We start from the raw sequence: 16,071 nt of genomic DNA on the forward strand, positions 1-16,071 counted from the left end.
GGTGTAACGCTGGCTTTACAGGCATCCGCCGCGGACATCCGATTCGGATGGGCGGCGGTGCCTGCAAAAGACCGGGATCATTCAGCCTGAACGGTGAACTCGATACGGCGGTTCTTCGCCCGGCCTTCTTCGGTCGCGTTATCGGCGATGGGCTTGGTGGCGCCATAGCCCTTGGCGATCAGGGTGGCGGGGGCGACGCCGAGTTCCACCAGCTTGGCCACGACCGCGTCGGCGCGCTTCTGGCTCATGTCCAGGTTGCCCTGGTCAGTGCCGACGCTGTCGCTGTGACCGCCCACTTCGATGCGGGTGTCCTGCGGGGCGGATTTGATCGCCTCGGCCGCGCGCGCCAGGATCTCCTGGCTGTCCGCGGTGATGGCGTTGGAGTTGGTATCGAAGTACACGTTCATCAGGTTCAGCGCCTGCACCAGATCATGGGCGCTGAAGCCGGATTGCAGGCCTGCCAGGGCTGCGGTGGCGCGTTCCCACAGGCCGCTCATGGAGTAGCCGCTGAACAGCGAGCGCAGCTTCTGGCTGATGTCGAAGCGCTGGTCTTCGGGGAGGGCGGAAGTATCGACGGACAGCTTGTCGCCGTCGAAGCCGATCTTCAGCCCGCTGGCGGCCAGCTGCGGCAGGGCCGCGATCAGCTTGTCCATCCAGCCGGTCGGCAGGGTGTGCGCATCGACGCTGATGTCACCGCTCAGGTTGTCGGCACCGAACTGGGCCTTCAGGGCGTCCCACAGGCGCTGTTTTTCCTCATCGCTGGCGAGCTTGCCATTGACGGTGATCTTGCCGTCCTGGTTGGCTAGTTGCAGCTGCGCAGGGTGCTGCTCCTCAGGGGCCTGCTCGACCGGTTCCTGGACCACGGTTTCCTGGACTTCCGCCACCGGCGCCGGAGCGACAGGCGCGGGCGCCGGGGTGGTGGCCGGTACGGCGGCGGTGCTCTTGTCCGGGCGGGCGTTGCTGATGGCCACTACCAGCAGTGCCAGCAGGGCGGCGAGCAGCAGCCAGAACAGCCAGCCCAGGCCATGACGCCTCTCGGCGTGCACGGGTTGCTGGTGCAGCAGCGCGCTCAGGTGTGCCGGCAGGGCAGTGGGGTTGCGATCCTGGGCGGTCAGCAGGCTGACCAGCTTGGGCAGCGCCCCGGCGCCGGCCAGGTTGACCGCGCCGGTGGTGACGCCCAGCAGCTTGGCGAGGCGGCTGCTTTCCTCGGCGCCGAAGCCGGCGGCGAACTGGTCGGGATGCAGCGCGTGGTCGGCCGGCGGGTGGTCCATCCAGGAGCGCAGCAGCGTGCCGAGTCCGGCGTCATCGAAGCGCTTGATCAAGCCTTGGAAGCCTCCGCTTCTGCTGCTGACGAGCGACTCGGCAAGCAGCCCGACGAAGCGCCGTGCCTGGGTGCCCATGCCCCGCAGGGCGGCTTGGTGAATGATGGTGTCTAGCATCAGAAACTCCGCTGGAATTGAATGCTGGCCCGACGCTCGATGCGTGTGCGGGGCAGAACAGCCCCCGTCGCGTTGCGCGCGGGGGCACACATTCTCGGAGTTGCTGCGGATGGCGTTCAGTCAGCCTTTTCCCAAATGATCCCCGCCATCGCCCGTATCAGGGGCCGATACCGCCAGGCGTCAACATTGCCGCCACGGCGCGTCTGGCCCGGTCATGCGGCGGGGGCGGAGGTCATTGCCCAGGTGATGAAGCCGGCGTTGGCTGCCGTGAAGAGCAGCGCAACCAGGAACACGCAGTCGGCGATTCGCACGACCGCTTGGCTGCGCCGCGTGCGGTGCGCGCGCAGGCTCCAGTAAGCGCAGAAGGCCGACACCACGTAGAGCAGCATGTTCAGCGCCACCAGATCGTCGATGATCAGGTCCTGCCGCTGGAGGGTGATGATCAGCCGGATGATGCCGATCACCGTGAGGCACACACCGACCATGGTGGCGGAGACGGTGAAGATATGGACGCAGATATCGTCGTCCAGTGTGCGGGTTTCCGGTTCCTTCATGGGGCGTACCCCCGCTGTCTTGAGAAGGGGTGGCAGGCTAGTCGCCACAGGTTATGACGCGCTTAACGACACGGAGGATGCCACGAAGGGGCGGCGCGTGTTAGAAGACATCTCCCTCCGCTCGTCCATGACTGATTCCCCCATGATCGACTTCAACAATATCACCGCCTACCAGCAGCAGACCCGCGTGCTGGATGGCTTCTCCCTGCACATCGGCGAAGGCGAGAAGGTCGCCATCCTCGGCCCCAATGGCGCTGGCAAGAGCACGCTGCTCAAGCTGATCAGCCGCGAGCTCTACCCGGTGGATAGGCCCGACAGCTCGCTGAACCTGTTCGGCCTGCAGAACGTCACCCTGTGGGATCTGCGCAGCCGTATCGGTTTCGTCTCCCAGGACCTGCAGGAGGACTACACGCCCTTCACCCAGGCACTGGACGTGGTGATTTCCGGCTTCTTCGGCGCCATCGGCAGCCATGGTCACCTGCAGCCGACGCCGCAGCAGATCGACAAGGCGCGGGAAATGCTCGCTGCCGTGGAGATGGACGACTATGCCGAGCGCATGTTCCAGCGCCTGTCCACCGGCCAGAAGCGCCGCCTGCTGCTGGCCCGCGCGCTGATCCACGAGCCGCGTGCGCTGATCCTCGACGAGCCGGCCAACGGCCTGGACATGGGCGCCAGCCTGCAGATGCTGACCTTGCTGCGGCGATTCTGCGGCCCGGAGCACGCGATGATCATCACCACCCACCACCTGGACGAGATCATCCCGGAGATCGATCGCGTCGTACTGATCGCCAACGGCAAGGTGGTGGCCGATGGAGCCAAGGCCGAGATTCTCACCAGCGAGCACCTGTCGGTGTTGTACGAGGCCCCGCTGAAGGTGACCGAGAAGGATGGCTGGTATCGCTGCTGGCACGCCTGAGCGCCGGCGCCCGCTAAATCAGTCGGTCATGCTCCAGCGCGTTGGCGTGGCAGCACGGTCCACGCCACGCCCAGCAGCAGCAGCGCAGCGACCAGCACGTAGGGCGCGCGGCTGTCCACCTGGTGCAGCAGCGTACCCAGCAGTGGCCCGCTGATCATGCCCAGGCCATGCACCGCCACCAGGCTGCCGGCAGCGGCGCCTTGCTCATCGGCTTCCACCGCATTGGCGTTGAGCGCCGATACAGCAGGAAACACCCAGCCCATCCCCGCCGCCGCGACGAAGCAGCAGACGTAGAGCATCCACGGGGCCACGGCAAAGCACACCGAGGCAAAGCCCAGCGCCGAGACGCAGCCGCCAACGCCGATCAGGCGCAGCGGGGCCCAGTTGAGCCTGCGCACCAGCATTTGCGCGCCGATCAGCGCCACGCCCACCGAGGTGAGAGCGATACCGGCAACCCGGGCGGCCTCGGCTGGCGGCAACTGCAGACGGTCAAGGGCGAAGAAGCCAACGGTCATCTGTGCCACGGTCACGCAGACCATGGCGATGAAACCGAGCGTCAGCGAACGGCGCAGGCGGGCGTCGCTGATCGCCAGCGCAGGGCCCTTGCGCTCACGGGGGCGCTCATACCGCGGCAGCCATTGCCACAGCACGCCCAACGCCAGCAGCGGCAGCAGGCACGTGAGCAGCAGCGGCAGCGCCAGCCCGAGCATGGCCAGCAAGCCGGCGACGCTGGGGCCGATCACCATGCCCATGGCGCTCGCCGCTCCCAGGCCCGCCATGGCCGAGGCACGCCGGTCCGCTGTCACGTGGTCCGCCACCAGCGCTGCCGAGCAGGCCGGCACGGCAGCGTAGAAACCTCCCGCCAGCCCGCGCAGCGCAACCATCCCGACGAAGGCCGGCCACGGCGGCATCGAGGTGTTCTGGGCCAACGCCATGAAGGCGCAGAGCAGGGCATAGGTCAGTGCAAAGCCGGCCAGGCCGCTGAGCAGCACGCGGCGTCGGCCCAGCCGGTCACTGGCGATACCCCAGACCCGCGCCATGAGCATCCAGGCGATGCCCCCGACCGTCACCGTCATCCCCGCCTGCCAGGGCGCCAGACCCAGGGTACGCGCCACCGGGCCGATCAGCGCGACGAAGGACATTACCGCCACCGTGCAGACGAACGTCTCGAACATCAGCGGGCGCAGGTTGAGGGTGGGCGCCTGGGGAGGCATGGCGGTCATAGCGGCGGACTCCTTTGCGGCCGGCTCATCTCCATTAAGACGAGCGGCGGCGACGGAACACCAAAAGAAAATCGGCGGGCATCTTGATCTCGGTAGCAGGACGCTGCAATGCAAGAGGCCCTGTCGACGGCAGGCGCCGCCTGGAGCGTGCCTTGGTGCGAAGACACGAACCCGGGAGTCCACCACCTTTCCCAACCCTGTCGTCGCAGAGCGTCTGAGGAAACGGATGAAAACCCATGTATCGGAATATTCCGTCGGAATTTTTCCTTATCGAGAATCGAGAAAATTACTTGTTTTGGCTGATTAGTTAATTGGCTATGTAGGAAAGTTCCTGAATTTAATCTGGGTCTGTTGGCGGGCTTGTCTTGGCTTCAGTTCATGGCAGTCTTCGCGAGTTGTCGAAGTGAACCGAATCGCAGGCATGGAAGGGTTACAAAGATTTGGGTATTCCTGATCATTCTGACGAAGTGGCTCGGGTGACAACTGGGTAGTCCAGTCGCCGGAGTGGCTTCGATATCAGATTCGTCGCGTGCAACGCTCGATACAGAGTTGCTGCCGTGATGCGTGCTTGCATTAACAAAGGAATTGTAAGGCAGGGTAATCATGGCGTCTGATAGTTTCCAGAATGAAGTTCCGAAAGCTCGCGTTAATATTAAGCTCGATTTGCACACTGGCGGCGCCCAGAAGAAAGTCGAACTTCCGCTGAAGCTCATGGTGTTGGGTGATTACAGTAACGGTCGGGAAAGTCGCCCGCTATCCGAGCGTAGCAAAATCGATATCAACAAGAACAACTTCAATAGTGTTCTGGCTGAATTCCAGCCCAGCCTGAAAGTCGCTGTGCCCAATACCCTGGCCAACGATGGCTCCGACGCCAGCGTCGAACTGACGTTCCGCGACATGAAGGACTTCGAGCCCGAACAAGTCGCCCGTCAGTTGCCCGAACTTCGTGCCCTGCTGGCCATGCGCAATCTGCTGCGCGATCTCAAATCGAACCTGCTGGACAACGTCACTTTCCGTCGCGAACTCGAACGCATCCTCAAGGATGACGCCCTGAGCAGCGAACTGCGCGCCGAACTCGCCGCGCTGGCTCCGCAAGACGATGCGAAACAGTAAGGAGAGATGACATGTCCGTAGAAACCAGCACCGTATCCGCCACTGGCAACACCGTACACACTCGCGAGGCGCAGGGCGTCTATGCCGCGCTGTTCGACAAGATCAACCTGAACCCGGTGTCGTCGTTGACCGACATCGAGGCCTACCAGAACACCGACGTGCTCTCGGACGTCTCTGCTGACGAGCGTGTCACGGCAGCGGTCAGCGTCTTCCTGGATCTGCTCAAGCGCTCCTCGCAGAAAGTGGAGCGCCTCGACAAGACGCTGCTGGACGAGCACATCGCTCAACTGGACGAGCAGATCAGCCGTCAGTTGGACGCGATCATGCATCACCCCGACTTCCAGCGGGTCGAATCCACCTGGCGCGGCGTGAAATCGCTGATCGACCAGACCGACTTCCGTCAGAACGTGCGCATCGAGTTGCTGGATGTCAGCAAGGACCACCTGGTGCAGGACTTCGAGGACGCACCGGAAATCGCCCAGAGTGGCCTCTACGTCCATACCTACACCCAGGAATACGACACGCCCGGCGGCGAGCCCATCGCGGCAGCGATCTCCAACTACGAGTTCGATCGCGGCCCGCGGGATATCGCATTGCTGCGCAGCATCTCCAAGGTGGCCGCCGCTGCCCACATGCCCTTCATTGGCTCGGTGGGGCCGGCCTTCTTCGGCAAGGAAACGATGGAGGAAGTGGCGGCAATCAAGGACATCGGCAACTACTTCGACCGTGCCGAGTACCTGAAGTGGAAATCCTTCCGTGATTCCGACGACGCGCGCTACATCGGCCTGACCATGCCGCGCGTGCTGGGACGCCTGCCATACGGCCCGGATACCGTGCCGGTGCGCAGCTTCAACTACATCGAAAACGTAAAAGGCCCGGACCACGACAAGTACCTGTGGACCAACGCGACCTTCTCCTTCGCCGCCAACATGGTGAAGAGCTTCATCAACAACGGCTGGTGCGTGCAGATCCGTGGCCCGCAGGCGGGCGGGGCGGTCACCGACCTGCCGATCCACCTGTACGACCTGGGGACGGGTAATCAGGTGAAGATCCCCTCGGAAGTGATGATCCCCGAAACCCGCGAATTCGAATTCGCCAACCTCGGCTTCATTCCGCTCTCGTACTACAAGAATCGCGATTATCGGCAGACGCTGGACCAGGCATTGCAGCGCTGGTGGCAGCGGCGCAGCGCGGCGCTGCCGGTGGACCAGGTGCTGCTGTTGGGGCCGGCTGGCGACGCGCAGGTGTATTACCAGGGCTTGATGGCTGCCACAGCGATGCCGCAACCGGAGACCGACGCAAGCGGAACGCGGTTGCGCTGCCAGGCGGCACGTTCGACCGGGGAGCAACGGGTGTTGGGGCTAGGCCGGCACTTGGCGCGCCTGGCATTGGCGTTGCCGGGACGTGAGGAGCGCTGGCCGCGATTGTGCGGCCTGGCCTGGATGGGCGATGCGAGTAGTGAGTCTGTGTTCCTCGATACGCTGGCCACTGCGGGTGTGACGGTGCTCGACACACGCTGGCAGCTCAACTCGCTGGATGACCTGGATGCGTTGATCGATGCCTTCCCCCAGGCCTGCCCCGAGGAGGGGGATTGCCTTTTGTGCGCGGGCGTGGTCTCGCGCAATGAGGCCGATGAGGGCGAGGTGCCTGGTGAGGCTGGCTTCGTCTGGGTGGTTGGGCGCAAGGGGACGTTGCGGTTGCATCGCGGCGAGTATCTGCTGGCCGAAAAAGGGGAGTCGGCGAGTGAACTCTGTTCACAGATGCAACGTTACGCCGGGTTGACAGAGGCACCAGCGGATTGCTTGGCGCTGGATGCCGCTAGTGTGGGCGCTTTCGTCGACGGGGGATGGGCGGCCGCTCAGCACCCGCTGGCGGACTACTGGGGCGCACTGGGTGAGCTGGCGCCGTTCGTGGGCATGTCGCTGGCGGCCTTCCAAACGGCGGAAAGCGGTAATGCCTGTGGCTGGCTGGGCAAGGATGAAGCGGGGCGGTTGGCAATGGGTGTGGTGGTGTCTCATGGCGATTGAGAAGGCAACAAGCAAAAGCTCGATGAGCATTGCGGGGCTGGTCTATTGCCTGGCGGTCGCGGTGCTGGTGGCTTTGGGTTGCCTGGCATACGGTTTGTGGGGTGGTTGGCTGGAGCTGCCCAGTCTCCCCGCGAAGCAATTGGCGGTGTGCGGGGTACTCATCTGGCTGGGGCTTTGCTTGTTCTGCCCGCTGTATCTGAAGGCCTGGAAGTCCCTGGCGGTTGGTCGGGCGCAGGCGTTGGTGGGCGAGCTGGCCCAAACGAAGGATGCGGCGGCAGAAAAGGACAAACGGAACGACAGCGCGGCTATCGAGGTGCGTGAGCGCCTGCGCAATACCTATGGTTACTTCTGGCGTCGTCACGTCCGTGTGCTACTGGTGGTGGGCGAGCCGGAAGAGATCGAGGCAATTGCCCCCGGCCTCGCTGCGCAACATTGGCAAGAGGGGCACGGTAGTGTGCTGCTGTGGGGCGGTGCGCTGAAGGAAGCCTGGGAAAGCCAGTGGCCCGAAAACCTGCGGAAACTGTCTTGGCGCAAGCCGCTGGACGGTGTGATATGGGCACTGACCGCGGAACAGGCCGCGCGGGAGGAGAACTTCGGCGAGGGAGTGCGCCGTTTGCATTCCTTGGCGCGTACCCTGCGCTGGCAGGCCCCGCTGTATCTGTGGCAAGTCACGCGCAGCGATTGGCAGCAGGATGGCCACGCCAATGCTGCGGTGGGCTGTCTGCTGTGTGCAGGCGCAGCCCCTGGGCAAGTGGAGAATGCCCTCAGGCAACTGGTGGTCCCCCTGCGTGAGCGTGGGGTGGAGCATCTGGAAGGGGGGGCGTCCCGTGACTTCCTCCTGCGCTTGTCCAGAGACCTGAACGGAACTGGCATCAGCCTGTGGCAAAACACCCTGACTCTATTTGCCGGCAGCTTTGCCCATGGGGTGCCGTTGCGTGGCTTGCTGTTCAGCTTGCCGCAAAAAGCAGGCGACGCGCAGCGAAAGCACAGTTGGTGGCCGCCGCCAGCCTGGGATGCCATCCGTGGGGACAAGCAAGCCCGCGGGCGAATGCTGGGTTGGGGCTGGCTGCGTGGCTTGTACATGGTTGCTCTCGGTGCAGCGGGCCTGTGCCTACTCGCTCTGCTGCTCTCTTTCACCAGCAACCGCGCACAGATCGCCACGGTGGAAACCGCTCTGGAAACCATAGGCCAGCCGAAGGACCGGGACGCGCAACTGATGGCGCTCAACGAGTTGACCCGCGAGATCGCGCGGCTGGACTACCGGCGCGAGCACGGTGTGCCCTGGTATCAGCGCTTTGGCCTGAGCCAGAACGATGCCTTGCTGGAGTCGCTGTGGCCGCGCTATGCCCAGGCCAACAATCAACTGATGCGCGATGCGGCGACGCAGCATCTGGAGCAACAGTTGAGCGAACTGGCCGCCTTGCCGGCGGACAGCCCCGAGCGGGCAACGCGTGCCGAAGAGGCTCACGCGCAGCTCAAGGCCTATCTGATGATGGCGCGGCCGGACAAGGTCGACGCAACCTTCCTGACCAAGCAGCTGATCGCCGAGGAGCCGGAGCGCCCTGGCGTGGCACCGGGGCTCTGGCAGGGCATCTCGCCTAATCTGTGGGCCTTCTACGCGCAACATCTGTCAGCGCATCCGGAGTGGCGCATCGAGGCCAAGCCCGAATTGGTAGGCCAGGCCCGCCAGGTCTTGCTGGGGCAGTTGGGGCGGCGCAACGGCGTGGCCAACCTGTATCAGCAGGTACTCGACCGGGCGAGCAACAACTACGCGGCAATGACGCTGATGGACATGGTCGGCGAGACCGACTCTGCATGCGCTGGATAGCCAGCTCAGAGCGGTGGCGGACGTTCTGCATCGCCGTGACCAGGCGGCAATGCCGGCGCTGGAAGCGCTGACCAGCCAGTTCAAGGGACTGAGCAGACGGCTTGCGCCGGAGGCAGGAATCCCTGCGGCCGAAACCACGCCTGCTGTAGAACGGCTGCCGGACGCCGCGAAGGCGACTGCCGACCAGCCGGACGCGGCCGTCGAGAACACGCCGCCTGTGCCTTTGGACGAGCGCAACGCCGCGCGGGCAATCCCCGTGCCTGCGGAAAAAGCACGTGCGGTGCGTGTGCCGCGCCGTGCGACCACGGCGGTGGCGGTATCCAGGTCGGCTGGCGATGCAACCACGGCAGTCCAGTCTCCTCAACGCAAACGCCGGATGCTCTGGCCTTGGCTGCTGCTGTTGATGGGCCTGGCATTGCTGACAGGGCTGTTCGCCTGGGCCCACAGCCAAGGGTGGCGGGTGATACCGGCGGCTGGACCGCTCTCAGTAAACGAACCGGCCGCGCCGGCTGGGGAGCCTTCAAAGCCGATTCGCCTGGATGGCCAACTGCTGTTCCCGCCGGGCAAGGCCGTTCTGCGGCCCGAGTCGGACAAAGTGCTGATCAACAGCCTGATCGACATCAAGGCGCAGCCGGGCTGGCTGATTGTCATCACCGGGCACAGCGATTCGACCGGGGATACCCGGCGTAACCTGGCGCTTTCCCATGATCGTGCGGTTGCCGTGCGCGACTGGATGCAGCGCATGGGCGACATCCCGGACGATTGCTTCGAGGTGCGCGGCGCGGGGGACAGCGAGCCGGTGGCCAGTGATGCGACGGAAGAGGGGCGCAATGCCAATCGGCGAGTCGAAATAACCCTCACCCCGGAAGGCGGCGCCTGCACGGCGCACTGAGCGAGGCCCGCGCTGACGTTTCCGCCTCACCGACCGCCGCGTGGCTGTCGGCGAGGCGCCACAACGTCCTCAGCACACCGCAATATGCGAGTCCGCGCGCGGTTCGGTGCCGCCGCAGAGTACGCCGGTCTGCGGGTCGCGGACGATGATCTGGCCGCGGCCGTAGTCGGTCAGGTCGCAGGCGATCTCCACCTCGTGGCCGCGCCGCGCGAGGCCGAAGGCCAGGTCGCGGTTGGCGTGCTGTTCGATGCCGACCTTCATGCCGCCCAGCCACTGCCAGCGCGGAGCATCCAGCGCGGCCTGGGGGTTGAGGCCGAAGTCCACCAGGTTCATCACCATCTGCACGTGGCCCTGGGGCTGCATGTACCCGCCCATCACGCCGAACGGGCCGACGGCCACGCCGTCCTTGCTGAGGAAGCCGGGGATGATGGTGTGGAAGGTCTTCTTGCCCGGCGCCAGGGCGTTGGAGTGCGCCGGGTCGAGGCTGAATTCCGAGCCACGGTTCTGCAGGCCGATGCCGCTGTCAGGCAGCACCACGCCGGAGCCGAAGCCGTGGTAGGCGCTCTGGATGAACGAGACCATGTTGCCTTCGCCATCGGCGGTGGCGATGTACACGGTGCCGCTGGCGTGCGGGTCGCCATGCTTGGGCTCGGCGGCACGTTCGCCGATTTCGGCGCGGCGCCGTGCGGCGTAGTCGTCGGAGAGCAGCGCGGCGGTGCTGACGCGCATGTGCTCCGAATCGGTGATGTAGTGCAGGCCGTCGGCGTAGGCCTTCTTCATCGCTTCGAGCTGGCGGTGCCAGGTGAGCTGGCTGTCGCGCTGGTCGAAGTCGTAGCCCTGGAGGATGTTCAGGGTCATCAGGGCGATCAGGCCCTGGCCGGCCGGTGGGATTTCCCAGACGTCATAGCCGCGGTAGTTGGCCTTGATCGGCTCGACCCACTTGGGCTGGTAGCCGGCCAGGTCGGCGGCGCTCAGCTCGCCACCGGTGGCCGCGGAGTGGGCGGCGAGGCGCTCGGCGATGGCGCCACGGTAGAAGCTTTCGCACCGCGTCTCGGCCAGCTCGGCGAGGGTTTTCGCCTGGGCCGGGTTGCGGAACAGTTGGCCTGCCCGCGGCGCTTCGCCGTCGATGGTGAAGGTGTCGAACCAGGCTTCCAGCGCCGGCACGGCGGCGCGGCTTTGCTGGTATTCGTGGCGGGCGATTTCCCACTGGTGGGCGACCACCGGCGAGACCGGGAAGCCGTCGCGGGCCAGGGCGATGGCCGGTTGCAGCAGGTCGGCGAAGGGCAGCTTGCCGAAGCGCGCGGACAGCGCGGCCCAGGCCGAGGGGATGCCCGGCACGGTGACCGGCAGCCAGCCATGCACGGGCATCTTGTCGAAGCCGGCGGCCTTGACCTTGTCGATGGAAAGGGAGGCGGGCGCGTGGCCGCTGGCGTCCAGGCCGTGCAGCTGGTCCTTGACCCAGACCAGGGCGAAGGCGTCGCCGCCGATGGCGCAGCCGGTGGGTTCGACCACGGTCAATGCGGCGGCGGTGGCAATGGCGGCGTCGATGGCGTTACCGCCGGCACGCAGCATGGCGATGCCGGCCTCGGCAGCCAGGGGCTGCGAGGCGGCGACCATGCCGTTGCGAGCGAACACGCTCTGGCGCTGGGAGGCGTAGGGATATTCGTGGGCAGAGAAGCTCAGCATGGAAAACTCTCTTCGGTTCAGCGGTCAGTCTTGATTCGGGTCCATTCGCGGGTGATCACGCGCTGGATTTTCGGCGGCAGGTCGGCGGAGACGTAGAGCTTCTCGATCACCGCGTCGCTGGGGTAGATGCCGGGGTTGTCGCGCACCTTCGGGTCGAGCAGCGGCGTGGCGTCGGGGTTGGGGTTGGCGTAGCCGACGTAGTCGCTGACCGGGGCGATCACCTCCGGGCGCAGCAGGTAGTTCACCAGCGCGTGGGCGCCCCTGGGGTTCTTCGCGTCGCGCGGGATGGCGAGCATGTCGAACCACAGGTTGGCGCCTTCCTTGGGGATCACGTAGCGCACGTCGATCTTCTTGCCGGCTTCCTGGGCGCGGGTCTGTGCCTGCATCACGTCGCCCGAGTAGCCGACCGCCACGCAGATGTCGCCGTTGGCGAGGTCGGTGGTGTACTTGGAGGAGTTGAAGTAGGTGATCGATGGACGCAGCGTCTGCAGCAGGGCGGAGGCCTTGGTGTAGTCCTCGGGGTTCGTGCTGTTCGGGTCCAGGCCCAGGTAATGCAGGGCCTGCGGAATGATCTTCACCGGTGCGTCGAGGAAGGCGACGCCGCAGCCGTGCAGCTTGGCGAGGTTTTCCGGTTTGAAGATCAGGTCCCAGGAATCCAGCGGTGCGTTGTCGCCCAGGGCAGCCTTGACCTTGTCGAGGTTGTAGCCGATGCCCACGGTGCCCCACATGTAGGGCACGGCGTACTGGTTGCCCGGGTCGGCGGCTTCCAGGCGCTTCATCAGGCGCGGGTCGAGGTGCTTCCAGTTGCTCAGTTGGGCGCGGTCGAGCTTCTGGTAGACGCCGGCGTTGATCTGCTTGGTGAGGAACTGGCTGGAGGGCACCACCAGGTCGTAGCCCGAGTGGCCGGAGAGCAGCTTGGCCTCGAGCATCTCGTTGGTGTCGAACACGTCGTACTGGACCTTGATGCCGCTGTCCTTTTCGAAATTCTTCAGGGTGTCCGGGCCCATGTAGTCGGACCAGTTGTAGAAGCGCACCAGCTTGTCGTCGGCCTGGGCTGCGGTGGCGCAGGCGAGGAGGGTGAGAGTGCTGGCGAGCAGAGCGCGTTTACGCATGACTTGTCCTTATCGTTAGAGAACGCGGCTTAGGAATTCCCGCGTACGCGGGTGGTGCGGATTGCCGAAGACCTGCGCCGGCGGACCTTCTTCGATGAGCTCCCCCTGGTGCAGCACCACCACGCGGTCGGCCACTTCGCGGGCGAAGCCCATTTCGTGGGTGACCACGACCATGGTCATGCCTTCGTCGGCCAGCTCCTTCATGACCTGCAGCACCTCGCCGACGGTTTCCGGGTCCAGCGCGCTGGTGGGTTCGTCGAAGAGCATGGCCTGGGGCTTCATCGCCAGGGCGCGGGCGATGGCCACGCGCTGTTGCTGGCCGCCGGAAAGCTGGCCGGGGTAGTGCTCGGCCTTGTCGGACAGGCGCACCCGCGCCAGCAGGCGGCGGGCCTGGTCCAGCGCCTCGCCCCGGGGCACGCCGAGCACCTGGGTCGGTGCTTCGATGATGTTCTCCAGCACCGTCATGTGCGGGAACAGGTTGAAGCGCTGGAACACCATGCCGATGTCGCGGCGGCGCCGGGCGATGTTGCTTTCCGAGTCGCGCACCAGCTTGCCGTCCGGGCGTTCGCGATAACCCATCAGCTCGCCGTTGACGCGGATGCTGCCGCCCTGGATGTCTTCCAGGTGGTTCATGCAGCGGATGAAGGTGGTCTTGCCCGAGCCCGAGGCGCCGATCAGCACCACCACTTCGCCACGGTGCACGTCCAGGGACACGCCCTTGAGGATTTCCAGCTCGCCGAAGGCCTTGTGCACGTCGCGCGCCTGGATCACCACGTCTTTCATGTCCGGGATCATCTCAACGCCCCCTCAGCAGTTTCATCGCCTGCCGGCCGAACATCCGGTTCGGTGCCGCGGCCTGCCCGTCGGATTTGCCGAAGCGTGCTTCCAGCCAGCGCTGGAAGAAGCCCCACAGGGTGGTCAGGGCGAGGAAGTAGATCGCCACGACCAGGTACAGCTCGAACACGCGGAAGGTCGCCGAGGTGACCATCTGCGTGCTCAGCAGCAGCTCCTGCACGCCGATCACGCTGACCAGCGTGGTGTTCTTGAGCATCACGTTGAACTCGTTGCCCAGTGGCGGAACGATGACGCGGAAGGCCTGCGGCAGCACGATGCGGCGCATCAGCCTGGGGAAGGTCATGCCCAGGGATTTGCCGGCCTCGTACTGGCCCTTGTCCACCGCGCCGATGCCGGCGCGGATGATCTCGGCCATGTACGCGCCTTCGTTGAGGCCCAGGGCGATGATCGCCGCCTGGATGTTGCCGGGCAGGATGAACAGCCCCAGGTCCAGGTCCTCGAAGCGGAAGATGCCGCCGGCGGCCAGTGCGGTGTAGAGGAAGACGATCTGCACCAGCAGCGGCGTGCCGCGCATCAGCCACACGTAGAAGCGCACCGGGTATTGCAGCAGCGGGTTGCTCGACAGGCGCATCAGCGCCGCCAGCAACCCGAGCACGCAGCCCAGCAGCATGGCGCTGACGGCGATCACGCAGGTCAGCCAGAGGCCGTAGAGGTAGATGTCGCTCGGCCGCAGCAGGTACTGCCAGAACACGTCCCAACTGAAGTTCATGGCTCGTTACCTCAGTCCAGTTTGTCGCCTTCGATGTGCCACTTGGCAAGCAGCGCGTGGTAGCTGCCGTCGGCCTGCATGTCCTTGATGATCTGCGTCACGGCCTCGCTCAGCTGCTTGTCTTCCTTGCGGATGCCAAGGCCCGTGAGGATGCGCGCGAAGGCGGGCACGCCGATCTCGAACAGGTCCGGCGCCATGCTCTGGTAGTAGCCCGCCGTTTCCACGGTGGTGCCGTAGGCGTCGGCCTGGCGGATGCGCAGGGCCTGGAAGGCGTCGGTGTCGGTGTTGTAGACGATCACCTTCATTGGCGGCTTGCCGGCCTTGGCCAGCTTCTCGTTGTGGGCGTCGAGCAGGGTGCGGATGGTCGAGCCGTTGAGCACCGCGACCTTCTTGCCGGACAGGTCGTCCAGGGTGCGGATGCCCTCGGGGTTACCCTTGCCGACCACCACGGCCTGGCTGGAGTACATGTAGTTGACCATGTCGATCACTTCGCGCCGCTCGGGCTTGTCGAACAGTTGGTCCACCAGCATGTCGCACTGGCCGGCGAGCAGCGCCGGGATCAGCCCGGAGAAGGGCGTGATGCGCCAGTCGATCTTCTTGTCGCCCAGGCGCTTGGCAATGGCCTCGCCCAGGTCGATGGTGACCCCGGTGAGCTTCTGGTTCGCGTCATAGAAACCCATGGGCGGGGAGTCCATGCCGCCGCAGAAGGTCACCTTGCTGGCGTTCTGCAAGCGGTCGGGAATCTTCACCTCGGCGTGCGCCAGCGGGGCGGCCAGGCAAAGGGCGAGAAGGCACTGCGGGATCCTGCGTTCGAACATGTTGAGCTCCGGGGTGGGGTTGCCAGGGCAGTTCAGGGACACAGAAGTACGGGTCTGGGCGCCCGTTGCTTCGACTCTCGTGGGTGGATGGCGCCTCAGGTGGTCTGGGCTTCCAGGAAACGCGCCAGGGAGGGGATGGTCCCCTCGATGTGCTCGCAGAGCACCCGCTCGGCTTCGCGGGCATTCTTCGAGCGCAGGGCGTCGAGGATCACGGCGTGTTCCTCGCGGGCGCTCATGGGCTTGTCGACGTGCTGCAGCCACAGGCGCATGTGCGGTTCGATCACCGAGTACAGCGCGGTGATCTGGCGCAGCAGGCGCGGGCGGCCGGCGAGGCTGCAGAGGTATTCGTGGAAGGCGCGGTGGCGGCTGACCCACTCGGCGCTGTCGTCGCGGTAGTCGTCCATCTCGTCGAGCATGCGCTCCAGGCGGGACAGGTCGCGGTCGGTCAGTTGCGGCACGGCGATGCGGATGGCGAGGCCCTCCAGGGCGCTGCGCATCTCGAAGACTTCGCGCATCTCCTCGATGTTCAGGCCGCTGACGATGGCGCCGCGATTGGGCCGCAGGGTCACCAGGCCCTCGGCGTCCAGGCGCTTGAAGGCGCCCCGCACGGGCATCCGGCTCATGCCGATCTCGCTGGCGATGTCCTCGGCCACCAGGCGGTCGCCGGTCCGGTAACGCCCGGTGCAGATAGCCTGGAGGAGATAGTCGTAGGCCTCGTCTTCGGCGCTCATCGGCGGGCGGGCAACAGGTACCAGGCGCATGGGGTGTTTCCTCGTGGATTTTTGGATCCAATTATCCATGCATGCAAATAAGCAGATGCCGTGCCAAGCCTGACGAACTGGCGGCGATTGGCCGAAGTAGAGCGGTGAGTGTGGGAAATCGGCGTAGGACTGAGCGTG

At 65.3% G+C, this 16,071-nt stretch carries 14 protein-coding genes; 5 read left to right on the forward strand and 9 right to left on the reverse strand.

Going from position 1 to position 16,071, the window contains the following annotated elements; all coding sequences use genetic code 11:
* Positions 1-77: 77 nt before the first annotated feature.
* Positions 78-1,439 carry an OmpA family protein gene (locus tag ACNFIA_RS09680; RefSeq protein WP_416784400.1) on the reverse strand — a complete coding sequence of 454 codons (1,362 nt, stop codon included), beginning with the start codon at positions 1,437-1,439 and terminating at the stop codon, positions 78-80.
* A 212-nt stretch (positions 1,440-1,651) separates the two neighbouring features.
* A complete protein-coding gene (locus tag ACNFIA_RS09685; RefSeq protein ID WP_416784402.1) occupies positions 1,652-1,993 on the reverse strand; it encodes a hypothetical protein in 342 nt (113 codons plus the stop codon).
* 142 nt (positions 1,994-2,135) lie between these two features.
* Between ACNFIA_RS09685 and ACNFIA_RS09690 the strand changes: the two genes are divergently transcribed.
* Complete coding sequence (locus ACNFIA_RS09690) at positions 2,136-2,909, forward strand: ABC transporter ATP-binding protein (protein ID WP_416784404.1); 774 nt, start codon at positions 2,136-2,138, stop codon at positions 2,907-2,909.
* 26 nt (positions 2,910-2,935) lie between these two features.
* Here ACNFIA_RS09690 and ACNFIA_RS09695 read toward each other — a convergent pair whose 3' ends face one another.
* Positions 2,936-4,132, reverse strand: coding sequence for an MFS transporter (locus ACNFIA_RS09695; RefSeq protein WP_416784406.1), 1,197 nt, complete (start codon positions 4,130-4,132; stop codon positions 2,936-2,938).
* Between the two features lie 603 nt (positions 4,133-4,735).
* On the opposite strand from ACNFIA_RS09695, the gene tssB reads away from it, so the two are divergent.
* From tssB to ACNFIA_RS09715, 4 genes are read left to right on the forward strand one after another with little or no spacing between them, the layout of a single operon-like run.
* Positions 4,736-5,245, forward strand: a complete 510-nt coding sequence (gene tssB, locus ACNFIA_RS09700) for a type VI secretion system contractile sheath small subunit (RefSeq protein ID WP_259755330.1) — start codon at positions 4,736-4,738, stop codon at positions 5,243-5,245.
* Positions 5,246-5,256: 11 nt separating this feature from the next.
* Positions 5,257-7,272, forward strand: a complete 2,016-nt coding sequence (tssC, locus tag ACNFIA_RS09705; RefSeq protein ID WP_416784408.1) for a type VI secretion system contractile sheath large subunit — start codon at positions 5,257-5,259, stop codon at positions 7,270-7,272.
* A complete protein-coding gene (locus tag ACNFIA_RS09710; protein WP_416784410.1) occupies positions 7,262-9,100 on the forward strand; it encodes an ImcF-related family protein in 1,839 nt (612 codons plus the stop codon). Before tssC ends, ACNFIA_RS09710 begins: the two co-directional genes overlap by 11 nt.
* A gap of 49 nt (positions 9,101-9,149) precedes the next feature.
* Positions 9,150-9,992 (forward strand): OmpA family protein, encoded by an 843-nt coding sequence (locus ACNFIA_RS09715; protein WP_416784412.1) that lies wholly within the window; start codon positions 9,150-9,152, stop codon positions 9,990-9,992.
* Positions 9,993-10,061: 69 nt separating this feature from the next.
* Here ACNFIA_RS09715 and ACNFIA_RS09720 read toward each other — a convergent pair whose 3' ends face one another.
* From ACNFIA_RS09720 to ACNFIA_RS09745, 6 genes are all read right to left on the reverse strand, one after another.
* Positions 10,062-11,678, reverse strand: a complete 1,617-nt coding sequence (locus tag ACNFIA_RS09720; protein ID WP_416784414.1) for a gamma-glutamyltransferase family protein — start codon at positions 11,676-11,678, stop codon at positions 10,062-10,064.
* 17 nt (positions 11,679-11,695) lie between these two features.
* Positions 11,696-12,790, reverse strand: coding sequence for a polyamine ABC transporter substrate-binding protein (locus ACNFIA_RS09725; protein ID WP_416784415.1), 1,095 nt, complete (start codon positions 12,788-12,790; stop codon positions 11,696-11,698).
* A gap of 15 nt (positions 12,791-12,805) precedes the next feature.
* Positions 12,806-13,585: an amino acid ABC transporter ATP-binding protein gene (locus ACNFIA_RS09730; protein WP_416784417.1), complete on the reverse strand. Its 780-nt coding sequence runs from the start codon at positions 13,583-13,585 to the stop codon at positions 12,806-12,808.
* Between the two features lies 1 nt (position 13,586).
* The gene (locus tag ACNFIA_RS09735; protein ID WP_017518352.1) at positions 13,587-14,354 is read right to left on the reverse strand and encodes an amino acid ABC transporter permease; all 768 of its coding nucleotides are present in this window, start codon (positions 14,352-14,354) and stop codon (positions 13,587-13,589) included.
* A gap of 11 nt (positions 14,355-14,365) precedes the next feature.
* Positions 14,366-15,172 (reverse strand): ABC transporter substrate-binding protein, encoded by an 807-nt coding sequence (locus ACNFIA_RS09740; RefSeq protein WP_416784419.1) that lies wholly within the window; start codon positions 15,170-15,172, stop codon positions 14,366-14,368.
* 95 nt (positions 15,173-15,267) lie between these two features.
* Positions 15,268-15,933: a GntR family transcriptional regulator gene (locus ACNFIA_RS09745; RefSeq protein ID WP_416784421.1), complete on the reverse strand. Its 666-nt coding sequence runs from the start codon at positions 15,931-15,933 to the stop codon at positions 15,268-15,270.
* Positions 15,934-16,071: the final 138 nt, after the last annotated feature.

The organism is Pseudomonas sp. NY15437 (genome assembly GCF_048068435.1).
In the GTDB taxonomy this organism is placed as follows: Bacteria; Pseudomonadota; Gammaproteobacteria; order Pseudomonadales; family Pseudomonadaceae; genus Pseudomonas; species Pseudomonas nitroreducens_B.

Bases quoted from the DNA above. Each gene is read 5' to 3' on its own strand.
- ACNFIA_RS09680 (WP_416784400.1), bottom strand. From the start codon at position 1,439: ATGCTAGACACCATCATTCACCAAGCCGCCCTGCGGGGCATGGGCACC.
- ACNFIA_RS09685 (WP_416784402.1), bottom strand. From the start codon at position 1,993: ATGAAGGAACCGGAAACCCGCACACTGGACGACGATATCTGCGTCCAT.
- ACNFIA_RS09690 (WP_416784404.1), top strand. From the start codon at position 2,136: ATGATCGACTTCAACAATATCACCGCCTACCAGCAGCAGACCCGCGTG.
- ACNFIA_RS09695 (WP_416784406.1), bottom strand. From the start codon at position 4,132: ATGACCGCCATGCCTCCCCAGGCGCCCACCCTCAACCTGCGCCCGCTG.
- tssB (WP_259755330.1), top strand. From the start codon at position 4,736: ATGGCGTCTGATAGTTTCCAGAATGAAGTTCCGAAAGCTCGCGTTAAT.
- tssC (WP_416784408.1), top strand. From the start codon at position 5,257: ATGTCCGTAGAAACCAGCACCGTATCCGCCACTGGCAACACCGTACAC.
- ACNFIA_RS09710 (WP_416784410.1), top strand. From the start codon at position 7,262: ATGGCGATTGAGAAGGCAACAAGCAAAAGCTCGATGAGCATTGCGGGG.
- ACNFIA_RS09715 (WP_416784412.1), top strand. From the start codon at position 9,150: ATGCCGGCGCTGGAAGCGCTGACCAGCCAGTTCAAGGGACTGAGCAGA.
- ACNFIA_RS09720 (WP_416784414.1), bottom strand. From the start codon at position 11,678: ATGCTGAGCTTCTCTGCCCACGAATATCCCTACGCCTCCCAGCGCCAG.
- ACNFIA_RS09725 (WP_416784415.1), bottom strand. From the start codon at position 12,790: ATGCGTAAACGCGCTCTGCTCGCCAGCACTCTCACCCTCCTCGCCTGC.
- ACNFIA_RS09730 (WP_416784417.1), bottom strand. From the start codon at position 13,585: ATGATCCCGGACATGAAAGACGTGGTGATCCAGGCGCGCGACGTGCAC.
- ACNFIA_RS09735 (WP_017518352.1), bottom strand. From the start codon at position 14,354: ATGAACTTCAGTTGGGACGTGTTCTGGCAGTACCTGCTGCGGCCGAGC.
- ACNFIA_RS09740 (WP_416784419.1), bottom strand. From the start codon at position 15,172: ATGTTCGAACGCAGGATCCCGCAGTGCCTTCTCGCCCTTTGCCTGGCC.
- ACNFIA_RS09745 (WP_416784421.1), bottom strand. From the start codon at position 15,933: ATGCGCCTGGTACCTGTTGCCCGCCCGCCGATGAGCGCCGAAGACGAG.